The sequence below is a fragment of the Mesorhizobium comanense genome (assembly GCF_005503535.1).
GTDB lineage: Bacteria > Pseudomonadota > Alphaproteobacteria > Rhizobiales > Rhizobiaceae > Mesorhizobium > Mesorhizobium comanense.
On the sequence record NZ_SCNN01000001.1, the window covers coordinates 1 to 25,324 of the forward strand.

Sequence of the window (25,324 nt, forward strand, 5' to 3'; positions counted from 1 at the left end):
CATAATGCGCACGGGTGATTTCAGTCCAGGCCATCGTGATCTCCATCGAATCTCGCAAATCCGACGGAATCACAACCTGCTGAAATCACTCAACTCTTTTTGGAACGGACACTAAGGCCGGTCTTGGCCTGGAAGGCCTTTGCCACGGGGCCGGCGAAATCCAGCGCGTCGTAAAGCACAAGGTCGGATGCAGAAGCAGGCGTCGCAAGTGCGACAAAGCTTATTGACAATAATAATGCCGTACTGATTTTCATGACGTTCTCCGATATTTTTCAACGGGTATAATAAGACCCATTATATCATACCAATATGACTTGAATGTTTTATGTCATTTACGCCTATTTCCGGAAGTATTCTTCCTGACGCCGCGCTTTACCCATGCCTTGTCGATGGAGCCGCGGAGCGTGCTCAATCGCTCCAGGCTGTCAAAGGCGGTGCCGCTGGATCGCTTCGCCAGCCCGATGATCATCGCCTCGATAAGGACGATCGTGCCGCCATGCATGGCCAGGTGATCGGCCTTGCCGCGCGGGACAGGCAAGGTCTCGGCCACCCTGCCTGAAACCAGAGGTCCCAGATTGTCGCTGATCAGCACGACGGGGACGTCGAGCTGCTCTGCCTGTTCCAGCACGATCTCAACCTCGCGGTAGAGGGGCGCATAGGCCATCATCAGCACCGCATCGCCCTTGCCGAGCCACAGCAGGCGGTCGGCGAGCGCAATGCCGGATACCGACAAGGCGCTGGTCGGCAGGCCGATCCGGTTGAACTGCAGGCTGGCATAATCGGCTATCGCGCCCGACGGGCCGATGCCGAAGACATGACGGCGACTGGCGCTGGCCAGGATGTCGACGCTGCGCTCGAACGCTGCCGCCATCTCCGGCCGCTTGAGCACGTCGAGCACGCTCTCATGCAGGTCGATCACATGCCGCAAGGCGCCGGCGCTGCCCTCGCCGGTCTCTTCCAGGGTGCGCGCCAGCCGCCTGCCGGGAGACGGTGTACCGGTCAGGTCCGACAGCAGCATCTGGCGCAGCGCCGAAAGACTGTCGAAGCCGAGCGAACGTGCCGTGCGCACGACTGTCGCGTCGCTGGTGCCAGCCAATTGGGCGATCTCGGCGGCGGAACCCAGGAGCACGGATTGCTTCTGGTCGACGAAGAAACGCGCCATGCGTTGCTCGGCCGGCGGCAGGTTCTCGATCGCCGCCTGAACGCGGGCATCGACCGTCATCGTCCTGTCCTGCGAGGTATCGTCCGCCATGGAGACTGGCCCGTTCGCTCTTGTAGTAATTACAACCGAGACCAACATCCGAAATGTCTGTTACAAGGATGTGACAATGGCGACCAAGGGAGGACGGCGTGGTTTTCACAAACAGTTGATGCGCGCGCGCTGCGGGCAACAGCCCTTGTAGGGGAATTGGGGCTGGGCTAAGCAATTGGCACCACATGCTTCAAGAACAGAAAATGGGAGGGAATACCGTGAAATCATCACGTTGGATGGCGCTCGCCGCGCTGGCGCTCACCTGTTCGACCCCGGCGATGGCCAAGGACTGGAAGACCGTCACCGTGGCGATGGAGGGCTCCTATGCCCCCTGGAACCAGACGGATGCCAGCGGCAAGATCGTCGGCTTCGAAGTCGACATATTGAATGACGTTTGCGGCCGCGCGAAGCTGGAATGCAACATCGTCGCGCAGGACTGGGACGGCGTTATCCCCGGCCTGACCGCGGGCAAGTTCGACATTGTCATGGACGGCATGTCGATCACCGAGGAGCGCCTGAAGACCATCGATTTCTCGATCCCCTATGCCTCGTCGCCGGTGGCCTTCCTTGCCGACAAGAACGGGCCGCTGGCGCAGCTCTCCAACAGCGGCAAGATGATCGATCTTTCCAAGGATGATGCCGAATCCAAGGCGGCGCTCGACACGTTGCGCAAGGAACTCACCGGCAAGAATGTCGGCCTGCAGGTTTCGACGACGGAAGCGACTTTCGCCGACAAGTATCTCAAGGATGTCGCCAACGTTCATGAATACAAGACCACGGACGAGCATGACCTCGACCTGATGGCCGGCCGCCTCGACGTGGCTTTCGCCGACACCACCTACTTCCTCGGCACGCTGGCCAAGCCCGATGCCAAGGACCTCGAATTCGTCGGACCGCAATTCAAGGGCGGCCCGATCCTGGGGCCTGGTATCGGCGCTGCCTTCCGCAAGACCGACAAGGATCTGCAGGACATCTACAACAAGGCCCTCAAGGCCGCACTCGATGACGGCTCGGTATCGAAATACAGTATGCAGTGGTTCAAGATCGACATTACCAAGTAATGTCGCAAAGGGAGCAGCCAAGGCTGCTCCCTTTCTGCATTGAGGTGAAGCAGAAGCATATCTCGCGCCCGGAGGGAGACGTGCGTGGAGTTTTTCAGTAGTCTGCTGGAACAGATGTCGACGGCCTATGACCTGTTGGTCGCCGGCTGGGGCGTGCAATTGCTCTGGGGCATCGGGTGGACCCTGGCGGTGACCACGGTCTCGATGGTGATCGGCGCGGTGCTCGGATCGCTGGTGGCGGCGGCCAAGCTTTCGCATCTCGGCAGGTTGAGATTTCTCGGCGAAAGCTACACCACCGTCTTCCGCGGCGAGCCGGAACTTCTCATCATCTACCTTTTCTACTATGGCGGCACGCAGGTGCTGACCGGCGTGGCGCGTTCGACCGGATCGATCGGGCCGACGGACATTGTGAACATGCCGAGTTTCCTGGGCGGCGTGCTCGCGGTCGGCATCATTTCGGGCGCGTATCAGGCAGAGGTTTTTCGCGGATCGTTCCTGGCGATCCATCGCGGCGAGCTGGAGGCGGCCCGCGCCTATGGCATGTCGGCATGGCTGCGTTTTCGCCTCGTGATCATGCCGCAGGTGCTGCGCCTGGCGGTGCCAGGGCTGGGCAATGTCTGGCAGCTGACGATCAAGGATTCGGCCTTGATCTCGGTCACCGGCGTCGCCGAGCTGATGCTGACGGCGAACAAGGCGGCGCGTTCAACACACCATTCGCTGCTTTTCTACACGGTCGCCGGCATCCTCTATCTGGTCATGACGTCGATCTCGACGCCGATCTTCGACAGGGCCGAACGCTACACCTCACGCAGCTTCCTGCGTCCGAAGTAAGAGGTGGCGGTGGATTACGACTTCTACCTTTCGACAATGTGGAGCGTGCTGAAGGCACTGCCGCTGACGCTCGAGATATGGTTCTTCGGCATTGCCTTCGGCCTGGTCATTGCCACCGGCCTGACCTGGCTGCGCGCCTCCGGCTACAAATCGGGCGAATACTTCACCCGCGCCTATGTCTTCGTCTTCCGCGGATCGCCGCTGCTGGTGCAGCTCTATCTGATCTATTTCGGGCTCTCGCAATTCGATTTCGTGCGGCACAGCCCGATCCTGTGGCCGATCCTGCGCGATCCCATGTATTGCACAATCGTCGCCATGGCCTTGAACACCGCCGCCTATGAAAGCGAGATTTTCCGGGGCGCGCTCAAGGCCGTGCCGGTTGGCCAGATCGAGGCGGCAAAGGCTTTCGGCATGTCGGCGTTTACCCGCTTCCGCATTGTCACGCTGCCGATCGCCTTGCGGCTGGCGCTGCCGGCCTATTCGACCGAGATCATCCTGATGACGAAGGCAACGGCGCTCGCCTCGGTGGTCACGATCATGGAGATGATGGGAACGGCGCAGAAGATCCAGCACGACACGTTCCGGCCTATCGAGGTGCTGACCTGCGCCGGCGTGATCTACCTGCTGCTCAACCTGTCGATCGCAAGGCTGTTTGCCTGGGTCGAATATCTGCTCTCGCCGCACCTGCGGCCCGCCCCAGACCAGTCCCAGCGCATCAAGCCCGTCCCGGAGGTGTTGTGATGTCGGCAAGTCTTGCCGCTGCCGCGAATGTGGAGCCGTCTCCCGAAGCGACCCCGGCCATCTCCGTCAAGGAGATGCGCAAGTGTTTCGGCGACCACGAGGTGCTCAAGGGCATCTCGCTCGAGGCTCACAAGGGCGATGTCATCTCGATCCTGGGCTCCTCGGGGTCCGGAAAGAGCACATTGCTGCGCTGTATCAATCTCCTGGAGACGCCCGACTCCGGTGAGGTGCGGGTGGGCGGCGAACTCATTCGCATGAAGCCGGGCCAGGGCGGTCATCAAACGCCGGCGGACATCCGCCAGGTCGAACGGATACGCGCCGATCTCGCCATGGTGTTCCAGAGCTTCAATCTCTGGTCGCACATGACGGTGCTGGAGAATCTCGTCGCCGCGCCGGTGCACGTGCTGAAGCGCCCCCGCGCCGAGTGCCTGGAACAGGCGGAAGCCTTGCTGAAGCGCGTCGGCATCTGGGAACGCCGCAACTATTATCCGCCTCACATGTCTGGCGGCCAGCAGCAGCGCGCCGCCATAGCGCGTGCGCTGGCGATGAACCCCAAGGTGATGCTGTTCGACGAGCCGACATCCGCGCTTGATCCTGAACTGGTCGGCGAGGTGCTGCGGGTCATGCGCTCGCTCGCCGAGGAAGGGCGAACAATGCTGGTGGTGACCCATGAAATGGGGTTTGCCCGCGACGTGTCGAGCAAGGTGATGTTCCTTCACAAGGGCGAGGTGGATTCGCTGGGCGAACCAAAGGAAATGTTCGCCAGGCCGCCCACGCAGCAGTTCAAGCAGTTCATCACCAACTTCAACAAGTGATGCGGCGGCGTCCGTGAATCCGGCGCGGTAGGCGCTACTAGATCAGCCCCGACATGTCGGAGAAGGCCATGGCCTTGCGCAACAGTTCGGCGAAACGCTCGCCGGCGGCCTCGCGCGGTCCGCTGTTGTCGATCGAGGTGACGCCGGGACCGGACAAGGTGACGTTGGCGCTGCGCGCCAGCCGCGCCAGCACTTCGCCGCGCGATTCGCGGCCGCGCGTCGCCAGCCTTTCGGCCAGCACCTCGGGCGAAGCGGTGATCTCGACGATCGCCAGATTGGCATAGCGCTCGCGCAAGGTCGGGATGATCGCGCGCGAGACGTTGGCCACCGCGACATGGCCATTGGAGACGGACCAGTCGACATCGGCGGGCAGGCCATAGCGCAGGCCATGCGCTTCCCAGGAAACCGCGAAGGCGCCGTCGGCCTCGGCCTCGGTGAAGGCGGCATCGGCCAGCGTATCGTGATCCTCGCTCGCCGCGTCGCTCGGCCGCGTGATGACGCGGCGCACGAACTCCAGCCGGCTCTCCTCGGCGAAAAGCGCCTTGGCGTAGCCGATCACCGTATCCTTGCCCGCGCCGCTTGGACCGACGACGGCGACAAAGACGCCGTGGCGGATCGGAAACGTCTCGGCCGACAGTTCGCGCTCGATCAAGGCCGACACCATCATGCGACCCGCGATCCCTGCCGCCAGACGGTGCGCACCACCGGCACATGGTCGTCGACGCGCACGCGCACCAGATCCGCGCGGCGGCCCTGCTCGATGACGCCACGGTCGTTGAGGCCGACGGCCTGGGCCGGGTTCTTCGAAACCATGGCAACCGCCTGAGGCAGCGAAATGCCCTCGACCATGTCGCCGAGGAAGAAGGCCGACTGGATCAGGCTGAAGGGAATGTAGTCGGACGACAAGATGTCGAGCAGGCCGTCGCTGGCCAGCCGGCGTGCCGAGACATTGCCCGAATGCGAGGCGCCGCGCATGACATTCGGGGCGCCCATCAGCACGCCGAGCCCGGCGGCCCTGGAGGCGCGCGCCGCTTCCTCCGTGGTCGGGAATTCGGCGACCCGAACGCCTTGCTCGATCGCCTCCTCGACATGGGCCGAAGTGGCGTCGTCATGGCTGGCGAGAACGATGCCGCGCTCCTGGCAGGCGGCGGCGATGAAGACGCGGTTCGGTCCGGAATTGCGGGCCGATTCCCCCATCCGCTTCTCGCAGAATTTCCTGAAATCCTGATCCGACAGCTTCAGCTTGCGCTGGTAGTAGTAGGCATAGGTTTCCAGATTGACGAACTGGCGCTGGCCGGGCGCGTGGTCCATCAGCGATGCCAGCCTCACCCTGTCGTCGGTCTCGAAATTGGCGAAGGCCTTCAGGCAATCCGGCGCCGAGACCTCGCAGCGCAGGTGGATGAAATGGTCCGCCCGCAGCCGCTCCTGCTCGACGCTGTCCTCGATCGCGTCGGCAAGCTTGCGGATATCGTCCGAAGTGAGGTCGGCGTCCTCGTCCATGCCGACGCGCAGCGCATCGAGCACGGTGGTGATGCCGGCGGTCGCCACCTGCGCGTCATGCGCGAGCACGGCGGCGATCGGGTTCCAGCGCACTTTCGGCCGCGGCGCATAGTGGCCTTCGAGGTGGTCGGTGTGCAGTTCGACCAGGCCGGGAATGATGTAGTCGCCACCCATGTCCTCGCCGCTTCGGACGCCGCCGGCGTCGATCCCCGCGATAAGGCCATCACGCAGCACCAGCGACCCTTCGACGATCTCGTCGGCAAGCACGATGCGGGCGTTGGAAAGAACGGTTTCGGCAGTCATCTCGGCAGTCCTTGGTCGTTGCAGGCAGCCTTGCCGCCTCGGGCAGGCTTTTTCAGGCGATCTTGCGGGCGGGGCGGCGTCCCAGCGCATGCTGGGAAAGCACCATGAAAGGCGCGCCGGGTTCGGGCTCGACAAACAGCGTCAGCGCATCCACCAGAACCGGCTGCTGGAGCACTTCGGCAAACAGGCTGTCGATCGCTGCACGCAGGCGCGGCGCTTCCTGCGGCCCCGCCCGGCCCGACAGCGTCATGTGGAAGCGGAAGGTCTCGAAGACGTAGGGATAGCCCCATTGGCACAGGTTCCGGAACGCGGCCGGCTTCAGCGAGTCCGGGCTGCGCCGTTCGATCTCGGCCTCGGTCAGCGGCGCGCGAAAGCCGTCGAAATCGCGCACGACGTCATCGGCGAAGCGGTTGAGCGGCGGCAGCGGCCCTTCCGGCACCAGTGCGAAGAAGCCGTCGATCTGGCTGACGACCAGCCGCGGGATCGTCACCACCGGGGTCGCCTCGGCAAAATGGTCGAGCGCGCCGCGCAGCGACGCCTCGGTCTCGTTGGCAGCCAGACGGAACGGCGCCTTCAGTGTCGCGTGGAAGCCATAGCGGCGCGCCGAGGCCGTGTGGAACGCCACTTCCGCCGCCGACAGATCCCCAACCGCCTCGACCGGCCTGGTCGCGGCGCCGAAGGGATCACGGCCCAGCCAGTTGGCGGCGATCCGCGCCAGCGGTTCGTCCTGCCGGGGGGTGAAATAGATGGCATAACGCATGGGAAGTCCTCGTCAGTCCCGCTGCCATAGGTGATTTCCATGACGGATTGACGAAGCTTTGAAGGGTTTTCGAAGGCAAATCGACCCAGCAACTCCTTAGCCGACGATTTTTTCCAACTGGACCAACAAGTTCGCGCGCAAGCGCCGAAGGGTCAGGCCTTCATCAACCATTCGTGCTCGGCCGCGTTGTGGAATTTCCAGGTCCGCTTCGGACCGGCCATCACGTTCAGATAGTAAAGATCATAGCCGTGGCACGCGGCGCAGGGGTGGTAGCCTTTCGGCACCAGCACGACATCGCCGTCCTCGATCGCCATTGCCTCGTCGAGTTCGCGCACACCGCTCCTGTCGGCGTCCGTGTAGACGCGCTGGAAGGCGAAGCCCTGCGGCGGATTGAGGCGGTGATAATAGGTCTCCTCGAGATAGGATTCGGCGGGCAGATTGTCCTGGTCGTGCTTGTGCGGCGGATAACTCGACGTGTGGCCGCCGGGCGTGATGACCTCGACCACCAACAGCGAATCCGCCGGCTTGCCTTCCGGCAGGATGTTGGTGACGTAGCGCGTGTTGGTGCCCTTGCCGCGCACTTCCTGGCCGAGATCGTCCGGCCCGATCACCCGGACTGGCAGACCGCCGCTTGAGCCCGGCGCCGAGCAGACCGCGAGTTCGAGGTCCGTGGTTGCCGTCACCGCCCATTCGGACCCCTGGGGTACATAGACCGACCAGGGCTTACCCTCGAAGGGCGACATGCGCTCGCCGAGCAGGCCGAGATCCGTGCCGCCGGCGTTGGCCGTACCCTTGCCGGTGACGAACACCAGGCAAACCTCGCGATCCCCCGTCTTGCCCGAAGCGCTTTCGCCGGGCCTGAGCCGGTGCAGGTCGAAACCGACATAGGTCCAGCCGGCACTTTGCGGCGTCACATGGGCAACGCGGCCATGGCTCTTGTCGGCCTTCACCAGTAGCTTCGACATATCTGTCTCCCTACACTTCGATTTTCAGGCCTGCTTTGCAGCCAAGGCCCGCTCACCTTCGTCATCCTAGGGCGAAGCTCCGTCGCGGAGACCCTAGCATCCATTCCGTTCCCTCGACCGAATAGCGCAGCGGAGGAGAATTCTGCACTGTCACACCGCCTTCAACGTCGCGGCATGGATCCTAGGGTCTGCGCTGCGTTGCTGCGCTCCTTGCTCCGCCCCAGGATGACGAAGCGAGGGGCGTTTCGGACCGCGTCATTCCTTCGGCTCGTCCGTAGGCTTCGCCTCCTCGGCCGGCTTGTACAGATAAAAAAACTGCCAGACGCCGTAGCCGGCGAAGCCGAGCGCGATGACGCCCCAGAAGGGGGTGCCGGTTGCGAACTCGATGGCAGACCAGATGACGCAGACCGCGACGACGGCGACACGCCGCCAAAGCGGCTTGAAGAAGGGGTGCTCGGAATCTTTCATAGCGCCAATCTACAGCAACCTGCCTCGCCGTGAACCCACGGCGTCAGGCATTAGGAAAGCCCTGCGTCTCGACCGTGTAGCCGGCTGCCGTCATCACCCGCATCAACTCCTTGTGGCCGACCTGCGCCATCTTCAGCGGCGGGTTCTTCTTCGGGTCCTGCTCGGCCTCGACCACGAACCAGCCCTCATAGCCATGGTCGGCGAAGCGCTGCACGATGGCGCCGAAATCGAGCGAGCCGTCCCCCGGCACGGTGAAGGCGCCGAGCGCGACGGCGTCGAGGAAGGATTGCTTCGTGCGGTCGAGCTTGTCGATGACACCCATGCGCACATCCTTCACATGCACGTGGCTGATGCGCTTGTGGTGGTTGTCGATGGCGCGCAGCACGTCGCCGCCGGCAAAGGCGAGATGCCCGGCATCGAGCAGCAGCGGAATCCCCGCCCCGGAATGGCGCATGAAGGCGTCGAGCTCCGGCTCGGTCTCGACCACCGCCGCCATGTGGTGATGGTAGGAAAGCGGCATGCCCTGCTCGGCGCACCATTCGCCGAATTCGGTCAGGCGCCGGCCATAGGCCTTCATTTCGTCACTCGACAGTTTCGGCTTGGTGGCGAGCGGCTTCGAACGGTCGCCCTGGATGGAGCGGCCAACCTCGCCATAGACGATGCACGGCGCGTTGACCGCCTTGAACAGGTCGATCATCGGCTGGATGCGGTCCTTGTTTTTCGACATATCCTCGTCGACCAGCGTGCCGGAAAACCAGCCGCCGCACAGCGTCACGTCCGCCGCCTTCAGGATAGGCAGCATCACTGCGGGATCGCTGGGGAACCGCCGGCCCATCTCCATGCCGGTGAAGCCGGCCGAGCGCGACTGGCGCAGGCACTCTTCCAGCGAGACGTCGTCGCTCAGTTCGGCGAGATCGTCGTTCCACCACGCGATGGGGGACATGCCCAGTTTGGCTTTCAAGTCGGTGCTCCGGTTTTTAGTTCGTTCTTACCCTCCCCCTTGTGGGGAGGGTCGCTGCGAAGCAGCGGGGTGGGGCGCCGACCCCCACCCGGACCTTCGGTCCGACCTCCCCGCAAGGGGGAGGTAGGGGGCGGCGCTGGGTTGGCATCAATCGCCGACACTCTGCATCTGCCGCTTCTCGTCATAGGCCTTGCGCGCCGCGTTGACTTGGCTGCGCGCCGAGACTTCCGGCACCGCGACATCCCACCAGTGGCCGCCGGCCTCGGTGGAAACCAGCGGGTCGGTGTCGATGACCAGCACCGTTGTACGGTCGTTCTTCTTCGATTTCTGAAGCGCGTTTTCCAGCTCGCCGATCGAAGGCACTTTCTCCGCGATCGCGCCCAGGCTCGCCGCATGGGCGGCGAAGTCGACATCGGGCAGGATCTCGTGGCGCGAATCCTTCAAGAGATTGTTGAAGTTGGCGCCGCCGGTCGCCATCTGCAGCCGGTTGATGCAGCCATAGCCACGGTTGTCGAGCAGCACGATGGTCAGCTTCAGGCCGAGCATGACAGATGTGGCGATCTCCGAATTCAGCATCAGATAGGAGCCGTCGCCGATCATGACGACGACCTCCTGGTCGGGCTTGGCCATCTTGGTGCCGAGCCCGCCGGCGATCTCGTAGCCCATGGTCGAGAAGCCGTATTCGGCGTGGTAGGAGCCCGGCGCGCCGGCCTGCCAAAGCTTGTGCAGCTCGCCGGGCAGGCCGCCTGCCGCATGCAGCAAGGTGACGCCCGACCCCATGGCGCGCTGCACGGCGCCGATGACCTGTGCGTCTGAAGGGAAGGCGGCATTGGTCGAGGCCGTCACCTTGGCGGCGTCCGCCTGCCATGCCGTCTTGCCCTTGGCCGCATTGTCCGTCCATGCGGATGGCGCCTTCCAGCCCTTCAGCGCGGTCCCCAATTCGACCAACCCTTCGGCCGCGTCGGCGACCAGCGGTAGCGCGCGATGCTTGCCGGCATCGAAAGGCTGCACGTTGAGCCCGATGATGGTCTTGCCGGAGTTCTTGAACAGCGCCCAGGATCCGGTGGTGAAATCCTGCAGGCGGGTGCCGACGGCAAGCACGACATCGGCCTCTTCGGCCAGCCGGTTGGCCGCCGACGTGCCGGTGACGCCGACCGCCGCCATGTTGAGCGGATGGTCGTCCGGCAGGGACGACTTGCCACCCTGCGTCTCGCAGATAGGAATGCCGGCGCCTTCGGCGAATTTCGCCAGCTCATCCGAGGCCTGCGAATAGAGAACGCCGCCGCCGGCAATGATCAGCGGCTTCTTTGCTCCCTTGAGGGCCGCGACAGAAGCGGCAAGCTCGTGGCGGTCCGGGCGCGGCCTGCGCTGGTGCCAGACCCGCTCGGCAAAGAAGCTTTCGGGATAATCATAGGCTTCGGCCTGCACGTCCTGGCAAAGCGATAGCGTTACCGGGCCGCAATCGGCCGGATCGGTCAGCACCTGCATGGCGCGATTGAGCGCCGGGATGATCTGCTCCGGCCGGGTGATGCGGTCGAAATAGCGCGACACCGGACGGAAGCAGTCGTTGACGGTCGCCGTGCCGTCGGAAAAATCCTCGGCCTGCTGCAGCACCGGATCGGGAATGCGGTTGGCGAACACATCGCCAGGCAGCAACAGGACCGGCAGCCGGTTGACATGGGCAAGGGCGGCTGCCGTCACCATGTTGACGGCACCCGGGCCGATCGAAGAGGTCGCGGCCATGAAGCGGCGGCGGAAATTGGCCTTGGCATAGGCGATCGCCGCATGCGCCATCGCCTGTTCGTTATGGGCGCGGAAGGTCGGCAATTCGTCGCGCACCTGATAGAGCGCCTCGCCGATGCCGGCGACATTGCCGTGGCCGAAGATCGCCCAGACACCACCGAAGACAGGCACTGTCTTGCCGTCGATCTCGGTCATCTGGCGGCTGAGGAAGCGGGTCAGCGCCTGCGCCATCGTCAGGCGGATTGTCTTGCTCATCATGTTTCCTCCGCAGTCCTTCTGCCGCCCTTATGCTGCCTTGCGGCCGCGCGCGGCAAGCCACGCTTCGGTCAGTTGTTCAAAGCGCGACGCCATGTCGGCAACAGCCTCGTCATCGGACATCCTGCCGGCGAGCCATTGTTCGGCGGCGTGGACGAAGATGGTGCGGCCGACGGCAAAGCCCTTGACGATCCGCGCCTTGGCGGTGGCCGCAAAGGCCGCCTCCAACTCGTCCTGTGGCGCCTCCAGCCCAAGCAGCACCACGCCCCTGCACCAGGGATCGTGCTTCAGGATCACGGCTTCGATTTTCGCCCATGCGCCGGCCGAGGCCTGCGGTTCGAGTTTCCACCAATCGGGCTTGATGCCGAGCGCGTAGAGTTCTTCCAGGGCGCGCGGGATCGTCGTGTCGTCGAGCTTGCCGTTCTTGCCGGCAATGATCTCGACGAGCAGTTCCCGGCCGACCTTGCGCGCGGCCTCGAACAGCGAGCGCAGCTTTTGCTGTTGCTCTTCCTTCAAGGCGGCCGGATCATCGGGATGGTAGAAACACAGGCACTTGATGCAGTGATCGACCGGCCATTCGGCGAGTTGCGAGCCGATGTCCTGCGAGAACTCGAAGCGCAGCGGCCGCGAACCCGGCAGTTCCACGGGCCGTCCAAGCCAGGCGAAGGGATGCCTGGCGAATTCGAACATCGCCTCGCGGCCGTGCTTCTCGTCGATCAGCATGCCGTAGCCGTCGCGGCCGGCGGCGACCTTCGCCGCTGCCTTCACCGCCAGCACCTTGAAGTCGCGGATGCGCGCCGGATCGGCGCCGGTTTTCGCCGCGACATCCTCGAGCTGCACGCGATGGTCGCAGGCGAGCGCCATCAGCGAGGGGATGTCGCGCCGGCGGGTCGTCGCCCAATGGATGTGGTTGATCGCTTCGTCCTTGCGCAAGGCGCGGTGTTTGCTGCCATTCTTGAGAAAGAACTGCAGCTCCTCGAAGGTCGGATATTCCGGCGCGCAGAGCAGCCGCGAGACGGCGAAGGCGCCGCAGGCATTGGCCCAGGTCGCCGCGGTCTCGAAGCTCTCGCCGCCGAGCCAGCCGCGCAGGAGGCCGGACATGAAGGCGTCACCGGCACCCAGCACATTGTAGATCTCGATCGGGAACCCCTTGCCGACGACACCGTCTTCCAGGTCGTCGCTGATCGGTCCGTCATAGACGATGCAGCCCATGGCGCCGCGCTTCAAGACGATGGTGGCCGAGGACAGTGCGCGGATCGTCTTCAGCGCGCTCAGGCAATCGTCCGCGCCCGACGCGATCATGATCTCTTCCTCGGTGCCGACGATGAGGTCGCAATCGGGCAGCACGGTCTTGAGCTGGGCCGAGACCCGGTCCGACTTCACATAGCGCTCGAATCCTTCGGCGTGCCCGGCAAGACCCCAGAGATTGGGCCGGTAGTCGATGTCGAAGACCACCTTGCCGCCCTTGGCCTTCATGATGCGGATGGCCTTGCGCTGGGCCGCATCGCTGTTGGGTCGCGAAAAATGCGTGCCGGTGACGACGATCGACCGGGCCGAGGCGATGAAAGCCTCGTCGATATCCTCTTCCGAAAGCGCCATGTCGGCGCAGTCGGTGCGGTAAAAGATCATCGGCGAAACCCCTTCGCTTTCGACCGAAAGCAGCACCAGCGCGGTCAGCCGTTCCTTGTCGGTCTTCAACCCGTCGGTGTTGACGCCTTCGCGCTTCAGCTGCTCGCGGATGAAGCGGCCCATCTGCTCGTCACCGACACGCGTCAGCAGCGCGGAGCGCAGGCCGAGCCTGGCCGTGCCGACCGAGATGTTGGCCGGGCAGCCGCCGACCGACTTGGCGAAGGAGGTGATGTCTTCCAGGCGCGAGCCGATCTGCTGGCCGTAGAGATCGACGGAAGCGCGGCCGATCGTGATGACGTCGAGCGGCGCCTGTCTGGCATCCACGGCTTCGCTCATTGGAACCTCCCGTCGGGTCTTGTCGTCATGAACAACATTGTTTGGGTAACACGCGCGATCGGCAGCGTGGTGCCGCCAATATGAAATAATAATTCCAATCCATAGTCAATATGGAATGAGCATTCCCGGGTTGAAAAGTGCCTTGGGAAGGATGAATCAGGCCTTGCGCCTGCGGCCCGCATCGCGCCGTTTCTCGCCGACGCCGACGGTCAGCGCCATGGCCAGCGCCATTGTCGCCGACAAGGAGCGGAAGCCAGCGAAGTCGGCTTCCGCAACCTCGAACCAGACCCTGGCGAACTGGGCGAGTGGCGAAAACGAGCTGTCGGTGATGGCCACGATCGGCACGCCCTGTTCCGAAATGGCGCGCGCTTCCTCGATGGTCGCGGGTGCATAAGGCGAAAAGCTGATGGCGATCACGGCGTCCGCCGGCGTGGCGAAGCTCACCATTTCGGCGTTCAGTCCGGCGGCGGATTCGATCAGCTGGTTGCGGATCTTCAATTTGCCCAGCGCGTAGGCGATGTAGGTCGCCACCGGATAGGAGCGCCGCTTGGCCAGGACGTAGATGGTCTGCGCCTTCGCCAGCAGGGCGATCGCCTCCTCCAGATTCGCATCGTCCAGCGTGCGCGAAATGTCGTTGAGCGAGGTGCTGGCGGCGGCGACGAAGCCGTCGAAGATCGCGCGATGGCCGGCGCCGCCTTCCGCCTTGGCGCGCAACGCCTGCAGCCGCTCGTCATAGGACGAGTTGCGCTCGCGCAGTCGCTCGCGAAACACCTGCTGCAGGCTGGTGAAGCCGTCGAAGCCGAGCTGCTGGGCAAAGCGGATCAGGGTCGAGGGCTGCACGCCCGCCGAAGCGGCGATGCTGGCGGCGGTGCCGAAGGCGATATCGTCGGGATTGTCGAGCGCATAGGCGGCGATCTGCGCGATACGCTTCGGCAGGCTTTCGCGCCGGTCGAGGATCGTGGCGCGCAGCGTCTCGAAGTCGCGGGGTACCTGTTCGTCCATCGTCGCTCTGCTCAAGGCCTGCAAGGAGGCGCTCTCTGTGCCCCATCATAGCGCGCTTGCGCAAGAACGCCATTAAAAATGAGGCAGACATTCCATTCTCTGTGAAAATGGATTAATTCATCCACGCAACGCTTCAGCAGTGGAGAAATGGAAAATGGTCGGCGTCGGTCTTATCGGCACGGGGTTCATGGGCAAGTGTCACGCCATCGCATGGAGTGCCGTCGGCGCCGTCTTTCCGGATGTCGCCAAGCCACGGCTGGTCCATCTGGGCGAGGTCAATGAGGACCTGGCCATGCGCAAGGCCGGCGAGTTCGGCTTCGCCAAGGCGTCCGGCGACTGGCGCGCCGTCGTCAACGACCCGGACGTCGATGTCGTGTCGCTCACCACGCCCAACCAGTTCCATCCCGAAATGGCCATCGCCGTCCTCGAAGCCGGCAAGCATCTTTGGTGCGAAAAGCCGATGGCGCCGAGTTTTACCGAGGCCGAGGCGATGGCGGCGGCTGCCAGCAAGTCAGGCAAGGTCGCCGCGCTCGGATACAACTACATACAGAGCCCCGCCATCCGCCACATCGGCGCGCTGCTCGACGAGAAGATCATCGGCGAGGTCAACCATCTGCGCATCGAGATGGACGAGGACTTCATGGCCGATCCCGAGGCGCTGTTTTTCTGGAAGCACGAGGCTTCGTCCGGCTATGGCGCGCTCGACGATTTCGCCGTCCATCCGCTGTCCCTGGTCTCGGCCCTGTTCGGCCGCGTCGCCAGCGTCATCTGCGACATGGCCAAACCCTATGCCGACCGCAAGCTGGCAGCCGGGGGGCGCCGCGCGGTCGAAACCTATGATATAGCGAGCGTCCTGATGCACCTGGAAAACGGCATTGCCGGAACGCTCCAGGTCAACCGCTCCGCCTGGGGCCGCAAGGGCCGCATCGCCATCCAGATTTTTGGCTCCAGGGGATCGATCCTGTTCGACCAGGAGCGGATGAACGAATTCCAGCTCTATCTCACGGCGGATCGCCCGACCGAGCAGGGCTACCGCACCATCCTGGTGGCGCCGCATCACAAGCCCTACGATGCCTTCCTGCCGGCGCCGGGCCACAATCTCGGCTTCAACGACCTCAAGATCATCGAGTGCCGCGAATTGCTGACCCGCCTTGCGGGAAAGCCGGCACGGCTCATCGAGTTCGCCGAAGGGCTGGAGATCGAGCGCACCGTGCACGCCATGGCCAGGTCGTTCGACGAGAAGCGTTGGGTTGATGTCAGGTAGGCCGGTCGCGCGACAACGCAGGCAAACGTGGGAGCTATAGCCGCCTGTGCTCCTGAAGGACCGCCTGGGCCAGTCGCCTGACACCAAGCGCCGCGTCCTGGCGATGCAGGGCGGAGAAGCCCAGAAGAAGGCCGTGGCCGGCGAGCGGGGCAAGATGCATCGGAGAGACCGGCAGCACGGTTACGCCGGATCGGCGCGCGGCCTGCGCGACCGCGACATCGTCAGAGCCAGGGGGCAGGCGGGCGAAGAGATGGACGCCTTGCATGGGCACTTCAATCCCGATCTCCGGCAGATCCGCGAATTGTTCCCGCAGCAGCGCCACCAGCATGTCGCGCGAGCCGCGATAGGCTTCCCGCAGCCTCCTGAGATGGCTGGAGAAATGCCCCTCACTCAGGAAATCGGCGACGACAAGCTGGTGAAACGGAGCCGGGAAACGGTCGAGCAGCACACGCATCGCCCGCACCGCCGGCACCAGTTCCGCCGGCACCACGAGATAGCCCAGCCGGAAACCGGGTAGCAGCGCTTTGCTGAACGTGCCGAAATAGATGACCCTGTCGTGCTCGTCGACGCCTTGCAGCGCGGCCAGCGGGCGATCATCGTAGCGGAACTCGCTGTCATAGTCGTCTTCGAGGATCCACGCCCCCCTGGCCGCGGCCCAGTCGACGAGCGCCAGACGGCGCGCCATGGAGAGGATCGCGCCTGTCGGATATTGGTGTGACGGCGTGACATAGACGGCCCGCACGTTTTCCGGCCGATCGGCCAGCAGGCCCACATCGATCCCCTGTGCGTCGACCGCAATGGGAATGAGCCTGGCGCCTCCGGCCGTGAAGGCCAGCCGTGCCGGCGGATAGCTAGGATCTTCGATCGCGACTGTGTCCCCTGGGTTGATCAGGGTGCGCATGGCAAGATCGATCGCCTGCTGCGAGCCGGAAGTGATGAAGACGCGGTCCGGATCGCAGCGTACGCCCCGGGCTGCCGCGAGATACCTGACCACTTCGCCGCGCAGCCTCTCCTCGCCTTGCGGATCCCTGTAGTGGTCATGAAGCGTCTCCAGATGGCGATGGCCGATGCGTTTGAGAACGGCTCGTGTCCTGTCGTCCGGCTCGGCCCGGCCGGTGGCGAAAGGGACCTGGGGCTGCGGCTCCAGGGATGGATTTCCGATGATGGAGCGCGCGGCGCGCGAGATGTCGCTTGGTGCCGTTGAATCTGCAGGAGCGGTCCGGCGCGCGCGCTCCGAACGCCCCGGCACGTCGGCCGAAACAAAGGTGCCGGACCCATGGTGGCCGACGACATAGTTCTCGCTCAGCAGCGTATCGTAAGCTTCGACGACGACACCGCGCGATACGCCCCAGAGCCGGGCCGCCGCCCGCGTCGAGGGCAGGCGTGCGCCGGCGGGCATACGGCCGGAGACAATCGCGGTGCGCAGCGCGAAATAGAGCTGCCGGCCAATCGATGCCTGCGAGTCTCGATCGATGGCGATGTCGACCAGATGCGTGGCGTCTTCATGCCTGCGCGATGTCTTTTCAGTCATGACGCCCCTCCAAGTGGTCCTCGAAACCAGTTCCAAGAGGACCTTTGAAACGATCGAAATTCGAGAGATCAATGTACCACATTGTTTCTTGGAAATGCAGGCCGTTTCGGTCGGAAAGTTGCAGCCATGCGCACGTCGCACGCCTATTTGCTCTTTGTCGCCACCTTGCTCACATCGATGGGTTATGGCGCCACGTTCCTTCTCACCGAGCATTTTCGCGCGCTTGGCGGGAGCGAGATCCAGACCGGCACGACGCTTGGCGGCGCCATGCTGGGCACGCTGGTCGGCGTCCCCCTGGTCGGCTGGTTTGCCTGGCGCGTCGGCGCGGGCCGCATGGCCGGGCTTGGCGCGGTGCTGGTCGCCGGTGGCTATCTCGGCCTGGCAAGTCTGTCGGCCCTGACGCCGCTGATCGGCGTCGCCGGCTTCTTCATCGGCCTCGGCTGGGGCATTTTCTTCCTGGCCGCGCCGATGGCGCTTTCGATGCGCGTGACCGATCAGGATCGCGGCTTCTGGTTCACGCGCTATGGTGCGTTCCAGATGGGCGGGATCGGCCTGAGCCCGATCGTGGCGACGGCGCTGATCGGCAATCTCGGGCTCACGACCGGGCAGGCCTTTGGCGCCGTGGCCCTGGTCTGCCTGCTCGCCGCGTCGCTCCTCGCCGGATTCGAGGCCATCGCGGTGCGCCCGCTCGCGGCCGCGGTCAAGGCCGCCGGCAACGACTGGGTGCGGGCCCTGCCGGCACTGCTGCGCACGCGTGCGATGTATCCCATCCTGATGGTCGGGTTAGGGGCCTGTGTGTTCAGCGGGCTGCTGACATTCCAGACGTCGCTCGTGCGCGGTACCGGGCTTCAGGCCAGTACGTTCTTCGCCACCTATGCAATCACCGTTGTCGCATCCCGGTTCCTGCTCGCGCCGTTGATCGGCTGCGCCAAGGGCGACCATGTCGCGGTGATCCTGCTGTCGGTGATGATCGCCGGCGTCATCGTTGCTTTCGGCCTCGCCTACGGCGTTCTGGTTCAGATCGTCAGCGCCATCCTGCTGGGCCTGGGCTACGGCCTGGTCTATTCCGTCATCCAGACACAGGCGGTGAACGATGCTCCTTCAGAGCACCGCAATGCCGCGCTGACATGGTTCGTCGTTGCCTATTTCCTGGGGATATTTGGTTTCCCCGTGCTCGGCGGATGGCTGATCGTCAATGTCGGTACACACGGGTTCCTTGTCGCTGTGCTGCTGTTCGCGATCGCCGAGATCGGATTGGCTCTGCTGCGTGGACAGCGTCTGGCCGGCGAGCGCGTGCAGGCCACATGACCATGTCCTGTTGGCGGGATAGTCTCAACCGCCGGCGGCCGGCGTCTCCCAACCCTCCACCCAGAGCTGCCGCAGGCGGTCGCCTTCGCCCTTGAACTGCAAGCCGGTCGGCTGGCAATCCTCGATGCGGTCGCTGCGGAAATTGCGGATCGCCTGGCGCAGCTCGCACCAGGCGACGATGTTGGCGCTTTCGGCATAATAGATCAGGGCGATCGGGCGGATGAGCCGTTCGGAGGCGCGGCCCATCTCGTCGCGATAGGAAAGGTCGAGCTTTTCCTCGTCGCGGATGGCGCGGCGCACCAGCGCCAGGTCGATCGCGCCGGCCGAGGGTGCCGCGAACCCCCAGGCATGCAGCGCATTGGCGTCGAGCGTCTGGCGCAAAGGCGTGGGCACCGCGCCGGCTATCTTAGCGCTGACGCGCTTGGCGGCCTGCTTGAGTTCGTCGTCGCCCGTGCGCTCCAGCAGCGCCAATGACAGGACGATCGCTTCCATCTCCTCGATCGAGAACATCAGCGGCGGTAGGTCGAAGCCGGGGCGCAGTATGTAGCCGATGCCGCGTCCGCCCTCGATCGGCACGCGCATCGCCTGCAGCGCGGCGATGTCGCGATAGATCGAGCGCACCGTCACCTCAAGTTGCCCCGCGATCATGGCCGCCGTCACCGGCTGCCGCGCCAGCCGCAGGATCTGGATGATCTCGAACAGGCGCGACGCCTTGCGCATCTTTCTCACCCGGTGCCGGTTGCAACTGACACACCATCGTCAGTTGGCTCGATCTATAGGAGCGCCTATCGGATTGAAAATCAACGGCTTGCCCTCTGGATGGGCCGTAGAAGGCGACAGGCAACTGACATGGACTATGCGCAAAACCTCTGGCTTTTCTTCGTCTTGCTGCTGGGCATCATCATCGTGCCCGGCATGGACATGCTGTTCGTGCTCGCCAACGCGCTGACCGGCGGCAGCAACAGGGGGCTCGCCGCCACCGGCGGCATCATGCTGGGCGGCGTGGTGCACACGCTGAACGGCGCTGTCGGCGTCGGACTGCTGATGCATTTCGTGCCGGTCCTGTTCACTCCGCTGCTGATCGCCGGCGCCGCCTACATGGCCTTCATCGGCATCACGCTGATGCGCAGCTCCATCACGGTCGGCCAGGACGGGCCGACGGGGAGCCGCTCCGCATGGAAGGCGTTTCGCCAGGGGCTCATGACCTGCCTGATCAATCCCAAGGCCTATCTCTTTATCCTGGCCGTCTATCCGCAATTCCTCAAGCCGGACTATGGCCCGGTCTGGATCCAGGCGTCGATCATGGGGCTGATGACGGTCGCCACGCAATTCGCCATCTATGGCGGGCTCGCGATAACGGCTGGCCGCAGCCGGCAATTGCTGGTCGCCAATCCGGGTGCAACCGCGCTTGCCGGCCGTGCCGCCGGCCTGTTGCTGTTCGCCGTCTCGTTGTTCACGGCCTGGGAGGGCCTGAAGGCGGCGTGACCCGGAGCCTGGACACGCCGCCTTTAAGGCTGGTTGAGCCGACTGCCGTCAGGCGGCGCCCTGCCGGCTTTCCAGCATGGCGCGGCGCGCCGAGCGCCGCCACTCGACCGCCCCGGCAAGCCCGTGCAGCACAGTCTCGGTGGTCGCCCAGTCGATGCAGCCATCGGTGATGCTCTGGCCGTAGACGAGCGGTTTGCCGGGGACCACGTCCTGCCTTCCGGCGACGAGATTGCTCTCGATCATGACGCCGATGATGCGCTCGTCGCCCGCCGCCACCTGGCCGGCCACGTCGGTCGCGACCTTGGGCTGGTTTTCGGGCTTCTTGCCGGAATTGGCGTGGCTGACGTCGATCATCAGCCGGGGCGCCACGCCGATGCGTCCGAGCTCGGCGGCGGCCGCCTCGACACTGGCCGCGTCATAATTGGGCGCGACGCCGCCGCGCAGGATGACGTGGCAGTCGTCATTGCCCGATGTCGCGGCGATGGCGCTGCGTCCGCCCTTGGTCACCGCCATGAAATGGTGCGGCTGGGCGGCCGACTTCACCGCCTCGCCGGCAATCCGGAGATTGCCGTCGGTGCCGTTCTTGAAACCGACCGGGCAGGAAAGGCCTGACGCCAGTTCGCGATGGATCTGGCTTTCGGTGGTGCGCGCGCCGATTGCGCCCCAGGCGACGAGGTCGGCAATGTATTGCGGAATCGTCATGTCGAGGAATTCGGTTGCCGCCGGCAGGCCGAGATTGTTGACGGCCGAAAGCACGTTGCGCGCCATCCTCAGCCCCTTCTCGATGTTGAACGAGCCGTCGAGGTCGGGATCGTTGATCAGGCCCTTCCAGCCTACCGTGGTGCGCGGTTTCTCGAAATAGACCCGCATCACGATCTCCAACCGGTCCGACAGGGCTTCGCGCAGCGCCGCCAGACGGCTGGCATAGTCAACGGCCGCGACCGGGTCGTGGATGGAACAGGGGCCGACGATGACAACAAGTCGATCGTCGGCCCCGGTCAGGATGGAATGGATGGCGTTGCGTGAAGCGGCAACGGTGCGCGTCGCCGTCAGCGTGCGCGGGATTTCCCGCATCACCTGGTCCGGCGTGCTCAGTTCTCGGATTTCCTTGACCCGAAGGTCGTCAGTGGTGGTCAACACGGCTTTCTGCTCCTGGTTGGGAGACCTGCCGGCTGAAACAAAAAAGCCGCCAGGTCTGGCGGCTTGTCGGACTGTTTGCTGCAATCTTCAGATCGAGCGCAATCCTCCCGCCGCCAGCGAGCTGCTAAAGTACCAATAGGTGGCGGACAGGTGGATCATGCGGCTCATATAGTCGATGCCGAGGCGTTTGTCACGGGGTTGATGAAGTCGCGCATTGTTTCAGTCTGCGATGTGCTCCTGGCCCTGCGGAAACCAGATGCCCCGCCGGAGCCAGTTGGCTCCAACCAGATTGGGCACAACGTGATTTTGGTCGAGATCGTTTATATCCTTGATGATCTCGACGCTGATGATTTTCTCGGCGGATCCGAAGGCCAGTTCAAAGAGTTGCAGGGCATCGGCTTCAGACCGCGCGGTGATGCCTACGCCTGGACGGCCGCTTATGGTGATCCAGTATGGGTGCATCGTCTGTTCTCTGCAGCCATGGTTGCGCCCCGGCAGCTTATGCCGTCCAGGGATCGAAGAGTTCAAGTCCGAAACCTTCGAAATCCCTGGTATTACGCGTTGCCAAAGTAAGCTCGTACGCAAACGCCGTTGCTGCGATTAGACCGTCCATCGACGACAGACTGCGGCCGCGCCGCTTCGCAAGCCCCATCAAGTCACCCCAGGCCAAGGCGACCGCTTCGTCCACGGGCAACACCCTCTGCTCGAAGCGTTGCGGCAGATCTTGAGCGAGCCATTCGGCCAGCGCCTCGCGTTTGCGGCCTTCATCCATAACGGCAATTCCGCGCCGAATCTCGGCGATCGACACGACGCTGATGAAAGACCGATCCTCATCAAGCCGATCCAGCCACTCCAGAACACGTGCGTCTGGCGCTGGCCTTGTCACCTCGGACAGGACATTCGTATCGAGCAGAAGCCTCACAGCGGCAGATCACGCGGTTCGTCGCCCTGGCGCTCCAGGTCGAGATCGGCGCCGCGCAGCGGCGAGCGCAGCAGGAACTCCGCAAGCGTCCCCTTGCGCGCGGTCTTGCGCTGCCACTCCTCGGCCGAGACGACAACCACGCTCGGTTTGCCGTTTCTGGTGATCGTCTGCGGTGCAGACTGCGCGCGCTCTATAACCTCCGATAGGCGGGCCTTTGCCCCTGCGACCGTCCAATTGGTATCCTTGGGTGCATGCAGCATTTCAGTCTCCATGACTAGTCTGACTATCTTGACTATATGGGAACGAGGATGCTGCAACAACAGGGCCAGGTGGTCGGTTGCTGACTACTCGCCGACCACACCCGCGATGTTCTGGTCATAGTCGACCAGCGACCCTGTCATCACGCCGGCCTGTGGGCTGACCATGTAGGTGATCAGACGGGCAAGCTGTGCCGGCTTCACCAGTTGGCCCATCGGTTGCGAAGACTCGGCCTTTGCCAGCCAGTCATCGGGCGCGTCGTGCCACTTCTTCTGGACGAGGTCCTCGCCTTCGGTGTCCATCCATCCGGGGAGCACGGCGTTGCAGCGAATGCGGTTCTTCCGGTACGAGCTCGCGACATTCTTGGTGAGCGTCATCAGCGCGCCCTTGCTGGTCGAATAGGGCGTCAGGAAAGACTGGCCGGCATGCGCGGACATCGACAGCACGTTGACGATCGAGCCCGGCGCCTTCTTTTCCAGGAGATGCGCGACCAGGCCCTGCATCAGGAAGAACGGGCCGCGCACATTGGTATCGAAGATCTGGTCGAAGACGTCTTCGGTCGTTTCGATCAGCGATCCGCGCGCCGAGGTGGCGGCGGCGTTGACCAGCGCGTTGAGCGTGCCGAAATGCGAGATCGCCGTGGCGACGGCGCGTTTGCAGTCCGCGACCTTGGCGACGTCGGCGCTGATGAAAATGGCATCGACGCCTGCCTTTCTGAAATGGGCGACGGCCTTGTCGCCTTTCTCCTGCGAGCGGCCGATGAGCGCCAGCGCCCGGCAGCCTTCGTCGGCCAATGCCTCGGCGACGGCAAAGCCGATGCCTTGCGCGCCGCCGGTCACGATGGCGCGCGTCTCATGATTGCGACCGGTCAAACCGTTCATCGCTCTGCTCCCTTGGATCCTGATCCAGCTGTTACTTGTCGAGACGGACGGTCTTGCCCGTCGTCGCCGACTTCAGCGCCGCGTCTGCCAGCTTCAGCGCCACGAGGCCGTCCGCGCCGCTGGGGGCCGCTTTCTTGCCCGAGGTCGCCGCGGCGATGAAGGCGGCGATCTCATTGGCATAGGCGTCGAGATAGCGGGTCATGAAGAAGTCGTGCAGCGGCGGGCGCGTATAGCCCTTCTCGTTGGCGACTTCGATCGACACCGGCCGCTGGTTCTCGGCCGCCACCATGCCCTTCGAGCCATGCACCTCGATGCGTTGGTCGTAGCCATAGGTGGCGCGGCGCGAGTTGGAGATGACGGCCTGCTTGCCGGAAGCCGTTTCCAGGATGACGCTGACACTGTCGAAGTCGCCGGCCTCGCCGATCTTCTTGTCGACCAGCACCGAGGCGTGCGCGCTGACCGCCACCGGCTCCTCGCCGAGCAGGAAGCGCGCCATGTCGAAGTCGTGAATGGTCATGTCGCGGAAAATGCCGCCCGAGCGCTTGATATAGTCGACTGGCGGCGCGCCCGGATCGCGCGAGGTGATGGTGACCATTTCGACGGTGCCGATGGCGCCGTCGTCGATCGCCTTGCGCACGGCGGCGAAGTGCGGATCGAAGCGCCTGTTGAAGCCGACCATCAGAGTGGCCTTGGCCTTCTCGACGACGGCCAGGCACTTCTCCACCCGCTTGACGTTTAGATCGATCGGCTTTTCGCAGAAGATCGCCTTGCCGGCCTTGGCGAAGCGCTCGATCAGGTCGGCATGGGTGTCGGTCGGCGTGCAGATGACGACCGCGTCGATGTCCTTGGCCTTCTCGATGGCGTCGATCGTGCGCACCTCGGCGCCATAGGCATCCGCCAGCTCCTTGGCTGCCTTTTCGAAGGCATCGGCAACGGCCACCAGTTTGGCCTGCGGATTGGAGCCCACGGCGCGGGCATGGACCTTGCCGATGCGGCCGGCACCGAGGAGGGCGAAACGGACAGTCATGGATATTTCCTTTGAGGGATGTTCGAAGCTAAGGGGCGCCATTCATGAGCGCGGGATGATTTTCCGGTCAAGATAAGATCGGCGGGAAGCGATTGACCTTCGCCTTCCCGTCTGGCTCTAGGCCGCGAGTTCTGCTTCCCCGGTCTTGGCGCCGGTGATGTAGGAGACGATGTCCTGGCCGTCCGTGTCCTGCTTGCGCAGATTGGCGACGATGCGGCCGCGCCGGAACACCACGATGCGGTCGCACAGGTCGAACACCTGGCGCATATTGTGGCTGATCAGGATCAGCGGCTCGCCATTTTCCTTCAGCGTGCGGATGATGTTTTCGACCTGCGCCGTTTCCTGCACGCCGAGTGCTGCCGTCGGCTCATCCATGATGATCAGTTTGGAAGCGAAGGTGGCCGTCCTTGCGATCGCCACGCACTGACGCTGGCCGCCTGACATGTGGCGGATTGTGTTGGAGAGGTTCGGGATCTTCACCGCTGTCCGCACCAGCGCCGCCTCGGTCGCCTTGCGCATCGCTCTGCGGTCGAGGATGGAGAACGGGCCGAGATTGAACAGCACCTTTTCGCGCCCGAGAAACAGGTTCGACGGCACGTCGAGGTCGTCGGCCAGCGCCAGGTTCTGGAACACCGTTTCGATGCCCGCCTCGCGGGCCGCGATCGGGCCAGTGAAATTCACTTCCTTGCCGTCGAACCAGATCTTGCCGCTGGTGCGCTGCTCGACGGCGGTGATCTGGCGCACGAAAGTCGATTTGCCGGCGCCGTTGTCGCCCATGATGGCGACATGCTCGCCCTTGCGCAGTTCGAAATTCGCCCCTTCCAGCGCATGCACGCCGCCATAGCGCTTGGTCAGGTTTTCGGTCTTCAGGACGATGTCTGACATG

Annotated in this window: 27 protein-coding genes; 7 read left to right on the forward strand and 20 right to left on the reverse strand. The window is 64.0% G+C overall.

Translation table 11 applies throughout. The features are described from left to right. Window positions 1-89: 89 nt before the first annotated feature. Both FFS37_RS35665 and FFS37_RS00005 read right to left on the reverse strand, forming a co-directional pair. Window positions 90-254 (reverse strand): hypothetical protein, encoded by a 165-nt coding sequence (locus tag FFS37_RS35665; RefSeq protein ID WP_171026125.1) that lies wholly within the window; start codon window positions 252-254, stop codon window positions 90-92. A gap of 74 nt (window positions 255-328) precedes the next feature. After that, window positions 329-1,252 (reverse strand): MurR/RpiR family transcriptional regulator, encoded by a 924-nt coding sequence (locus FFS37_RS00005; RefSeq protein WP_137928885.1) that lies wholly within the window; start codon window positions 1,250-1,252, stop codon window positions 329-331. A 218-nt stretch (window positions 1,253-1,470) separates the two neighbouring features. Here FFS37_RS00005 and FFS37_RS00010 point away from each other — a divergent pair, with 218 nt between their 5' ends. From FFS37_RS00010 to FFS37_RS00025, 4 genes are all read left to right on the forward strand, one after another. Further along, window positions 1,471-2,313 (forward strand): transporter substrate-binding domain-containing protein, encoded by an 843-nt coding sequence (locus tag FFS37_RS00010; protein ID WP_232375543.1) that lies wholly within the window; start codon window positions 1,471-1,473, stop codon window positions 2,311-2,313. A 114-nt stretch (window positions 2,314-2,427) separates the two neighbouring features. Further along, the gene (locus FFS37_RS00015; protein WP_137929685.1) at window positions 2,428-3,144 is read left to right on the forward strand and encodes an ABC transporter permease; all 717 of its coding nucleotides are present in this window, start codon (window positions 2,428-2,430) and stop codon (window positions 3,142-3,144) included. A 9-nt stretch (window positions 3,145-3,153) separates the two neighbouring features. After that, window positions 3,154-3,885 carry an ABC transporter permease gene (locus tag FFS37_RS00020; protein ID WP_137928887.1) on the forward strand — a complete coding sequence of 244 codons (732 nt, stop codon included), beginning with the start codon at window positions 3,154-3,156 and terminating at the stop codon, window positions 3,883-3,885. Continuing rightward, complete coding sequence (locus FFS37_RS00025) at window positions 3,885-4,700, forward strand: ABC transporter ATP-binding protein (RefSeq protein ID WP_137928888.1); 816 nt, start codon at window positions 3,885-3,887, stop codon at window positions 4,698-4,700. The genes FFS37_RS00020 and FFS37_RS00025 overlap by 1 nt, the downstream gene beginning before the upstream one ends. 37 nt (window positions 4,701-4,737) lie before the next feature. On the opposite strand, the gene phnN is transcribed toward FFS37_RS00025, so the two are convergent. The 9 genes from phnN to FFS37_RS00070 form a co-directional block, all read right to left on the reverse strand. Beyond that, window positions 4,738-5,367: a phosphonate metabolism protein/1,5-bisphosphokinase (PRPP-forming) PhnN gene (phnN, locus tag FFS37_RS00030; protein ID WP_171026126.1), complete on the reverse strand. Its 630-nt coding sequence runs from the start codon at window positions 5,365-5,367 to the stop codon at window positions 4,738-4,740. Continuing rightward, window positions 5,364-6,503: an alpha-D-ribose 1-methylphosphonate 5-triphosphate diphosphatase gene (locus FFS37_RS00035; RefSeq protein WP_137928889.1), complete on the reverse strand. Its 1,140-nt coding sequence runs from the start codon at window positions 6,501-6,503 to the stop codon at window positions 5,364-5,366. Before FFS37_RS00035 ends, phnN begins: the two co-directional genes overlap by 4 nt. A 52-nt stretch (window positions 6,504-6,555) precedes the next feature. Continuing rightward, window positions 6,556-7,263 (reverse strand): DUF1045 domain-containing protein, encoded by a 708-nt coding sequence (locus tag FFS37_RS00040; protein WP_137928890.1) that lies wholly within the window; start codon window positions 7,261-7,263, stop codon window positions 6,556-6,558. Between the two features lie 152 nt (window positions 7,264-7,415). Further along, window positions 7,416-8,228 carry a 5-deoxy-glucuronate isomerase gene (iolB, locus tag FFS37_RS00045; protein ID WP_137928891.1) on the reverse strand — a complete coding sequence of 271 codons (813 nt, stop codon included), beginning with the start codon at window positions 8,226-8,228 and terminating at the stop codon, window positions 7,416-7,418. Window positions 8,229-8,483: 255 nt separating this feature from the next. Continuing rightward, window positions 8,484-8,696: a DUF3329 domain-containing protein gene (locus tag FFS37_RS00050; RefSeq protein WP_137928892.1), complete on the reverse strand. Its 213-nt coding sequence runs from the start codon at window positions 8,694-8,696 to the stop codon at window positions 8,484-8,486. Window positions 8,697-8,739: 43 nt separating this feature from the next. Next, a complete protein-coding gene (gene iolE, locus FFS37_RS00055) occupies window positions 8,740-9,657 on the reverse strand; it encodes a myo-inosose-2 dehydratase (RefSeq protein WP_137928893.1) in 918 nt (305 codons plus the stop codon). 147 nt (window positions 9,658-9,804) lie between these two features. Continuing rightward, window positions 9,805-11,655, reverse strand: a complete 1,851-nt coding sequence (gene iolD / locus FFS37_RS00060) for a 3D-(3,5/4)-trihydroxycyclohexane-1,2-dione acylhydrolase (decyclizing) (protein WP_137928894.1) — start codon at window positions 11,653-11,655, stop codon at window positions 9,805-9,807. Window positions 11,656-11,685: 30 nt separating this feature from the next. Next, window positions 11,686-13,620, reverse strand: a complete 1,935-nt coding sequence (locus FFS37_RS00065; protein ID WP_137928895.1) for a bifunctional 5-dehydro-2-deoxygluconokinase/5-dehydro-2-deoxyphosphogluconate aldolase — start codon at window positions 13,618-13,620, stop codon at window positions 11,686-11,688. A 156-nt stretch (window positions 13,621-13,776) separates the two neighbouring features. After that, window positions 13,777-14,622, reverse strand: coding sequence for a MurR/RpiR family transcriptional regulator (locus FFS37_RS00070; protein ID WP_137928896.1), 846 nt, complete (start codon window positions 14,620-14,622; stop codon window positions 13,777-13,779). 154 nt (window positions 14,623-14,776) lie between these two features. On the opposite strand from FFS37_RS00070, the gene FFS37_RS00075 reads away from it, so the two are divergent. Next, a complete protein-coding gene (locus FFS37_RS00075) occupies window positions 14,777-15,886 on the forward strand; it encodes a Gfo/Idh/MocA family protein (RefSeq protein WP_137928897.1) in 1,110 nt (369 codons plus the stop codon). Between the two features lie 34 nt (window positions 15,887-15,920). Here the strand turns inward: FFS37_RS00075 and pdxR are convergent, their stop codons facing one another. Next, window positions 15,921-17,417 carry a MocR-like pyridoxine biosynthesis transcription factor PdxR gene (pdxR, locus tag FFS37_RS00080; protein WP_171026127.1) on the reverse strand — a complete coding sequence of 499 codons (1,497 nt, stop codon included), beginning with the start codon at window positions 17,415-17,417 and terminating at the stop codon, window positions 15,921-15,923. Between the two features lie 126 nt (window positions 17,418-17,543). Here pdxR and FFS37_RS00085 point away from each other — a divergent pair, with 126 nt between their 5' ends. Continuing rightward, window positions 17,544-18,725 carry an MFS transporter gene (locus FFS37_RS00085; protein WP_137928899.1) on the forward strand — a complete coding sequence of 394 codons (1,182 nt, stop codon included), beginning with the start codon at window positions 17,544-17,546 and terminating at the stop codon, window positions 18,723-18,725. 24 nt (window positions 18,726-18,749) lie between these two features. Here FFS37_RS00085 and FFS37_RS00090 read toward each other — a convergent pair whose 3' ends face one another. Next, window positions 18,750-19,445, reverse strand: a complete 696-nt coding sequence (locus tag FFS37_RS00090) for a helix-turn-helix transcriptional regulator (protein ID WP_137928900.1) — start codon at window positions 19,443-19,445, stop codon at window positions 18,750-18,752. A 129-nt stretch (window positions 19,446-19,574) separates the two neighbouring features. On the opposite strand from FFS37_RS00090, the gene FFS37_RS00095 reads away from it, so the two are divergent. Continuing rightward, the gene (locus FFS37_RS00095; RefSeq protein WP_137928901.1) at window positions 19,575-20,210 is read left to right on the forward strand and encodes a LysE family translocator; all 636 of its coding nucleotides are present in this window, start codon (window positions 19,575-19,577) and stop codon (window positions 20,208-20,210) included. Window positions 20,211-20,258: 48 nt separating this feature from the next. Here the strand turns inward: FFS37_RS00095 and FFS37_RS00100 are convergent, their stop codons facing one another. The 7 genes from FFS37_RS00100 to FFS37_RS00130 all read right to left on the reverse strand — a co-directional run bounded on the left by FFS37_RS00100 (window position 20,259) and on the right by FFS37_RS00130 (window position 25,323). Then, window positions 20,259-21,350: a 3-deoxy-7-phosphoheptulonate synthase gene (locus FFS37_RS00100; protein ID WP_137928902.1), complete on the reverse strand. Its 1,092-nt coding sequence runs from the start codon at window positions 21,348-21,350 to the stop codon at window positions 20,259-20,261. Between the two features lie 219 nt (window positions 21,351-21,569). Then, window positions 21,570-21,878: a hypothetical protein gene (locus FFS37_RS00105; protein ID WP_137928903.1), complete on the reverse strand. Its 309-nt coding sequence runs from the start codon at window positions 21,876-21,878 to the stop codon at window positions 21,570-21,572. Further along, window positions 21,850-22,272 carry a type II toxin-antitoxin system VapC family toxin gene (locus tag FFS37_RS00110; protein WP_137928904.1) on the reverse strand — a complete coding sequence of 141 codons (423 nt, stop codon included), beginning with the start codon at window positions 22,270-22,272 and terminating at the stop codon, window positions 21,850-21,852. Before FFS37_RS00110 ends, FFS37_RS00105 begins: the two co-directional genes overlap by 29 nt. Continuing rightward, entirely contained in the window at window positions 22,269-22,532 is a 264-nt protein-coding gene (locus tag FFS37_RS00115) for a type II toxin-antitoxin system Phd/YefM family antitoxin (protein WP_137928905.1), read from the reverse strand. The genes FFS37_RS00110 and FFS37_RS00115 overlap by 4 nt, the downstream gene beginning before the upstream one ends. An 84-nt stretch (window positions 22,533-22,616) precedes the next feature. Continuing rightward, on the reverse strand, window positions 22,617-23,411 hold the full coding sequence (locus FFS37_RS00120) for an SDR family oxidoreductase (RefSeq protein ID WP_137928906.1): 795 nt from the start codon (window positions 23,409-23,411) through the stop codon (window positions 22,617-22,619). Window positions 23,412-23,442: 31 nt separating this feature from the next. After that, a complete protein-coding gene (iolG, locus tag FFS37_RS00125) occupies window positions 23,443-24,438 on the reverse strand; it encodes an inositol 2-dehydrogenase (RefSeq protein ID WP_137928907.1) in 996 nt (331 codons plus the stop codon). Window positions 24,439-24,555: 117 nt separating this feature from the next. Then, the gene (locus FFS37_RS00130; RefSeq protein WP_137928908.1) at window positions 24,556-25,323 is read right to left on the reverse strand and encodes an ATP-binding cassette domain-containing protein; all 768 of its coding nucleotides are present in this window, start codon (window positions 25,321-25,323) and stop codon (window positions 24,556-24,558) included. Window position 25,324: the final 1 nt, after the last annotated feature.

Bases quoted from the DNA above. Each gene is read 5' to 3' on its own strand.
- FFS37_RS00130 (WP_137928908.1), bottom strand. From the start codon at position 25,323: ATGTCAGACATCGTCCTGAAGACCGAAAACCTGACCAAGCGCTATGGC.
- FFS37_RS35665 (WP_171026125.1), bottom strand. From the start codon at position 254: ATGAAAATCAGTACGGCATTATTATTGTCAATAAGCTTTGTCGCACTT.
- FFS37_RS00005 (WP_137928885.1), bottom strand. From the start codon at position 1,252: ATGGCGGACGATACCTCGCAGGACAGGACGATGACGGTCGATGCCCGC.
- iolD (WP_137928894.1), bottom strand. From the start codon at position 11,655: ATGAGCAAGACAATCCGCCTGACGATGGCGCAGGCGCTGACCCGCTTC.
- FFS37_RS00095 (WP_137928901.1), top strand. From the start codon at position 19,575: ATGGACTATGCGCAAAACCTCTGGCTTTTCTTCGTCTTGCTGCTGGGC.
- FFS37_RS00065 (WP_137928895.1), bottom strand. From the start codon at position 13,620: ATGAGCGAAGCCGTGGATGCCAGACAGGCGCCGCTCGACGTCATCACG.
- FFS37_RS00025 (WP_137928888.1), top strand. From the start codon at position 3,885: ATGTCGGCAAGTCTTGCCGCTGCCGCGAATGTGGAGCCGTCTCCCGAA.
- FFS37_RS00115 (WP_137928905.1), bottom strand. From the start codon at position 22,532: ATGCTGCATGCACCCAAGGATACCAATTGGACGGTCGCAGGGGCAAAG.
- FFS37_RS00085 (WP_137928899.1), top strand. From the start codon at position 17,544: ATGCGCACGTCGCACGCCTATTTGCTCTTTGTCGCCACCTTGCTCACA.
- FFS37_RS00035 (WP_137928889.1), bottom strand. From the start codon at position 6,503: ATGACTGCCGAAACCGTTCTTTCCAACGCCCGCATCGTGCTTGCCGAC.
- iolG (WP_137928907.1), bottom strand. From the start codon at position 24,438: ATGACTGTCCGTTTCGCCCTCCTCGGTGCCGGCCGCATCGGCAAGGTC.
- pdxR (WP_171026127.1), bottom strand. From the start codon at position 17,417: ATGACTGAAAAGACATCGCGCAGGCATGAAGACGCCACGCATCTGGTC.
- iolB (WP_137928891.1), bottom strand. From the start codon at position 8,228: ATGTCGAAGCTACTGGTGAAGGCCGACAAGAGCCATGGCCGCGTTGCC.
- FFS37_RS00090 (WP_137928900.1), bottom strand. From the start codon at position 19,445: ATGCGCAAGGCGTCGCGCCTGTTCGAGATCATCCAGATCCTGCGGCTG.
- FFS37_RS00040 (WP_137928890.1), bottom strand. From the start codon at position 7,263: ATGCGTTATGCCATCTATTTCACCCCCCGGCAGGACGAACCGCTGGCG.
- FFS37_RS00120 (WP_137928906.1), bottom strand. From the start codon at position 23,411: ATGAACGGTTTGACCGGTCGCAATCATGAGACGCGCGCCATCGTGACC.
- FFS37_RS00050 (WP_137928892.1), bottom strand. From the start codon at position 8,696: ATGAAAGATTCCGAGCACCCCTTCTTCAAGCCGCTTTGGCGGCGTGTC.
- phnN (WP_171026126.1), bottom strand. From the start codon at position 5,367: ATGATGGTGTCGGCCTTGATCGAGCGCGAACTGTCGGCCGAGACGTTT.
- FFS37_RS00075 (WP_137928897.1), top strand. From the start codon at position 14,777: ATGGTCGGCGTCGGTCTTATCGGCACGGGGTTCATGGGCAAGTGTCAC.
- FFS37_RS00070 (WP_137928896.1), bottom strand. From the start codon at position 14,622: ATGGACGAACAGGTACCCCGCGACTTCGAGACGCTGCGCGCCACGATC.
- FFS37_RS00015 (WP_137929685.1), top strand. From the start codon at position 2,428: ATGTCGACGGCCTATGACCTGTTGGTCGCCGGCTGGGGCGTGCAATTG.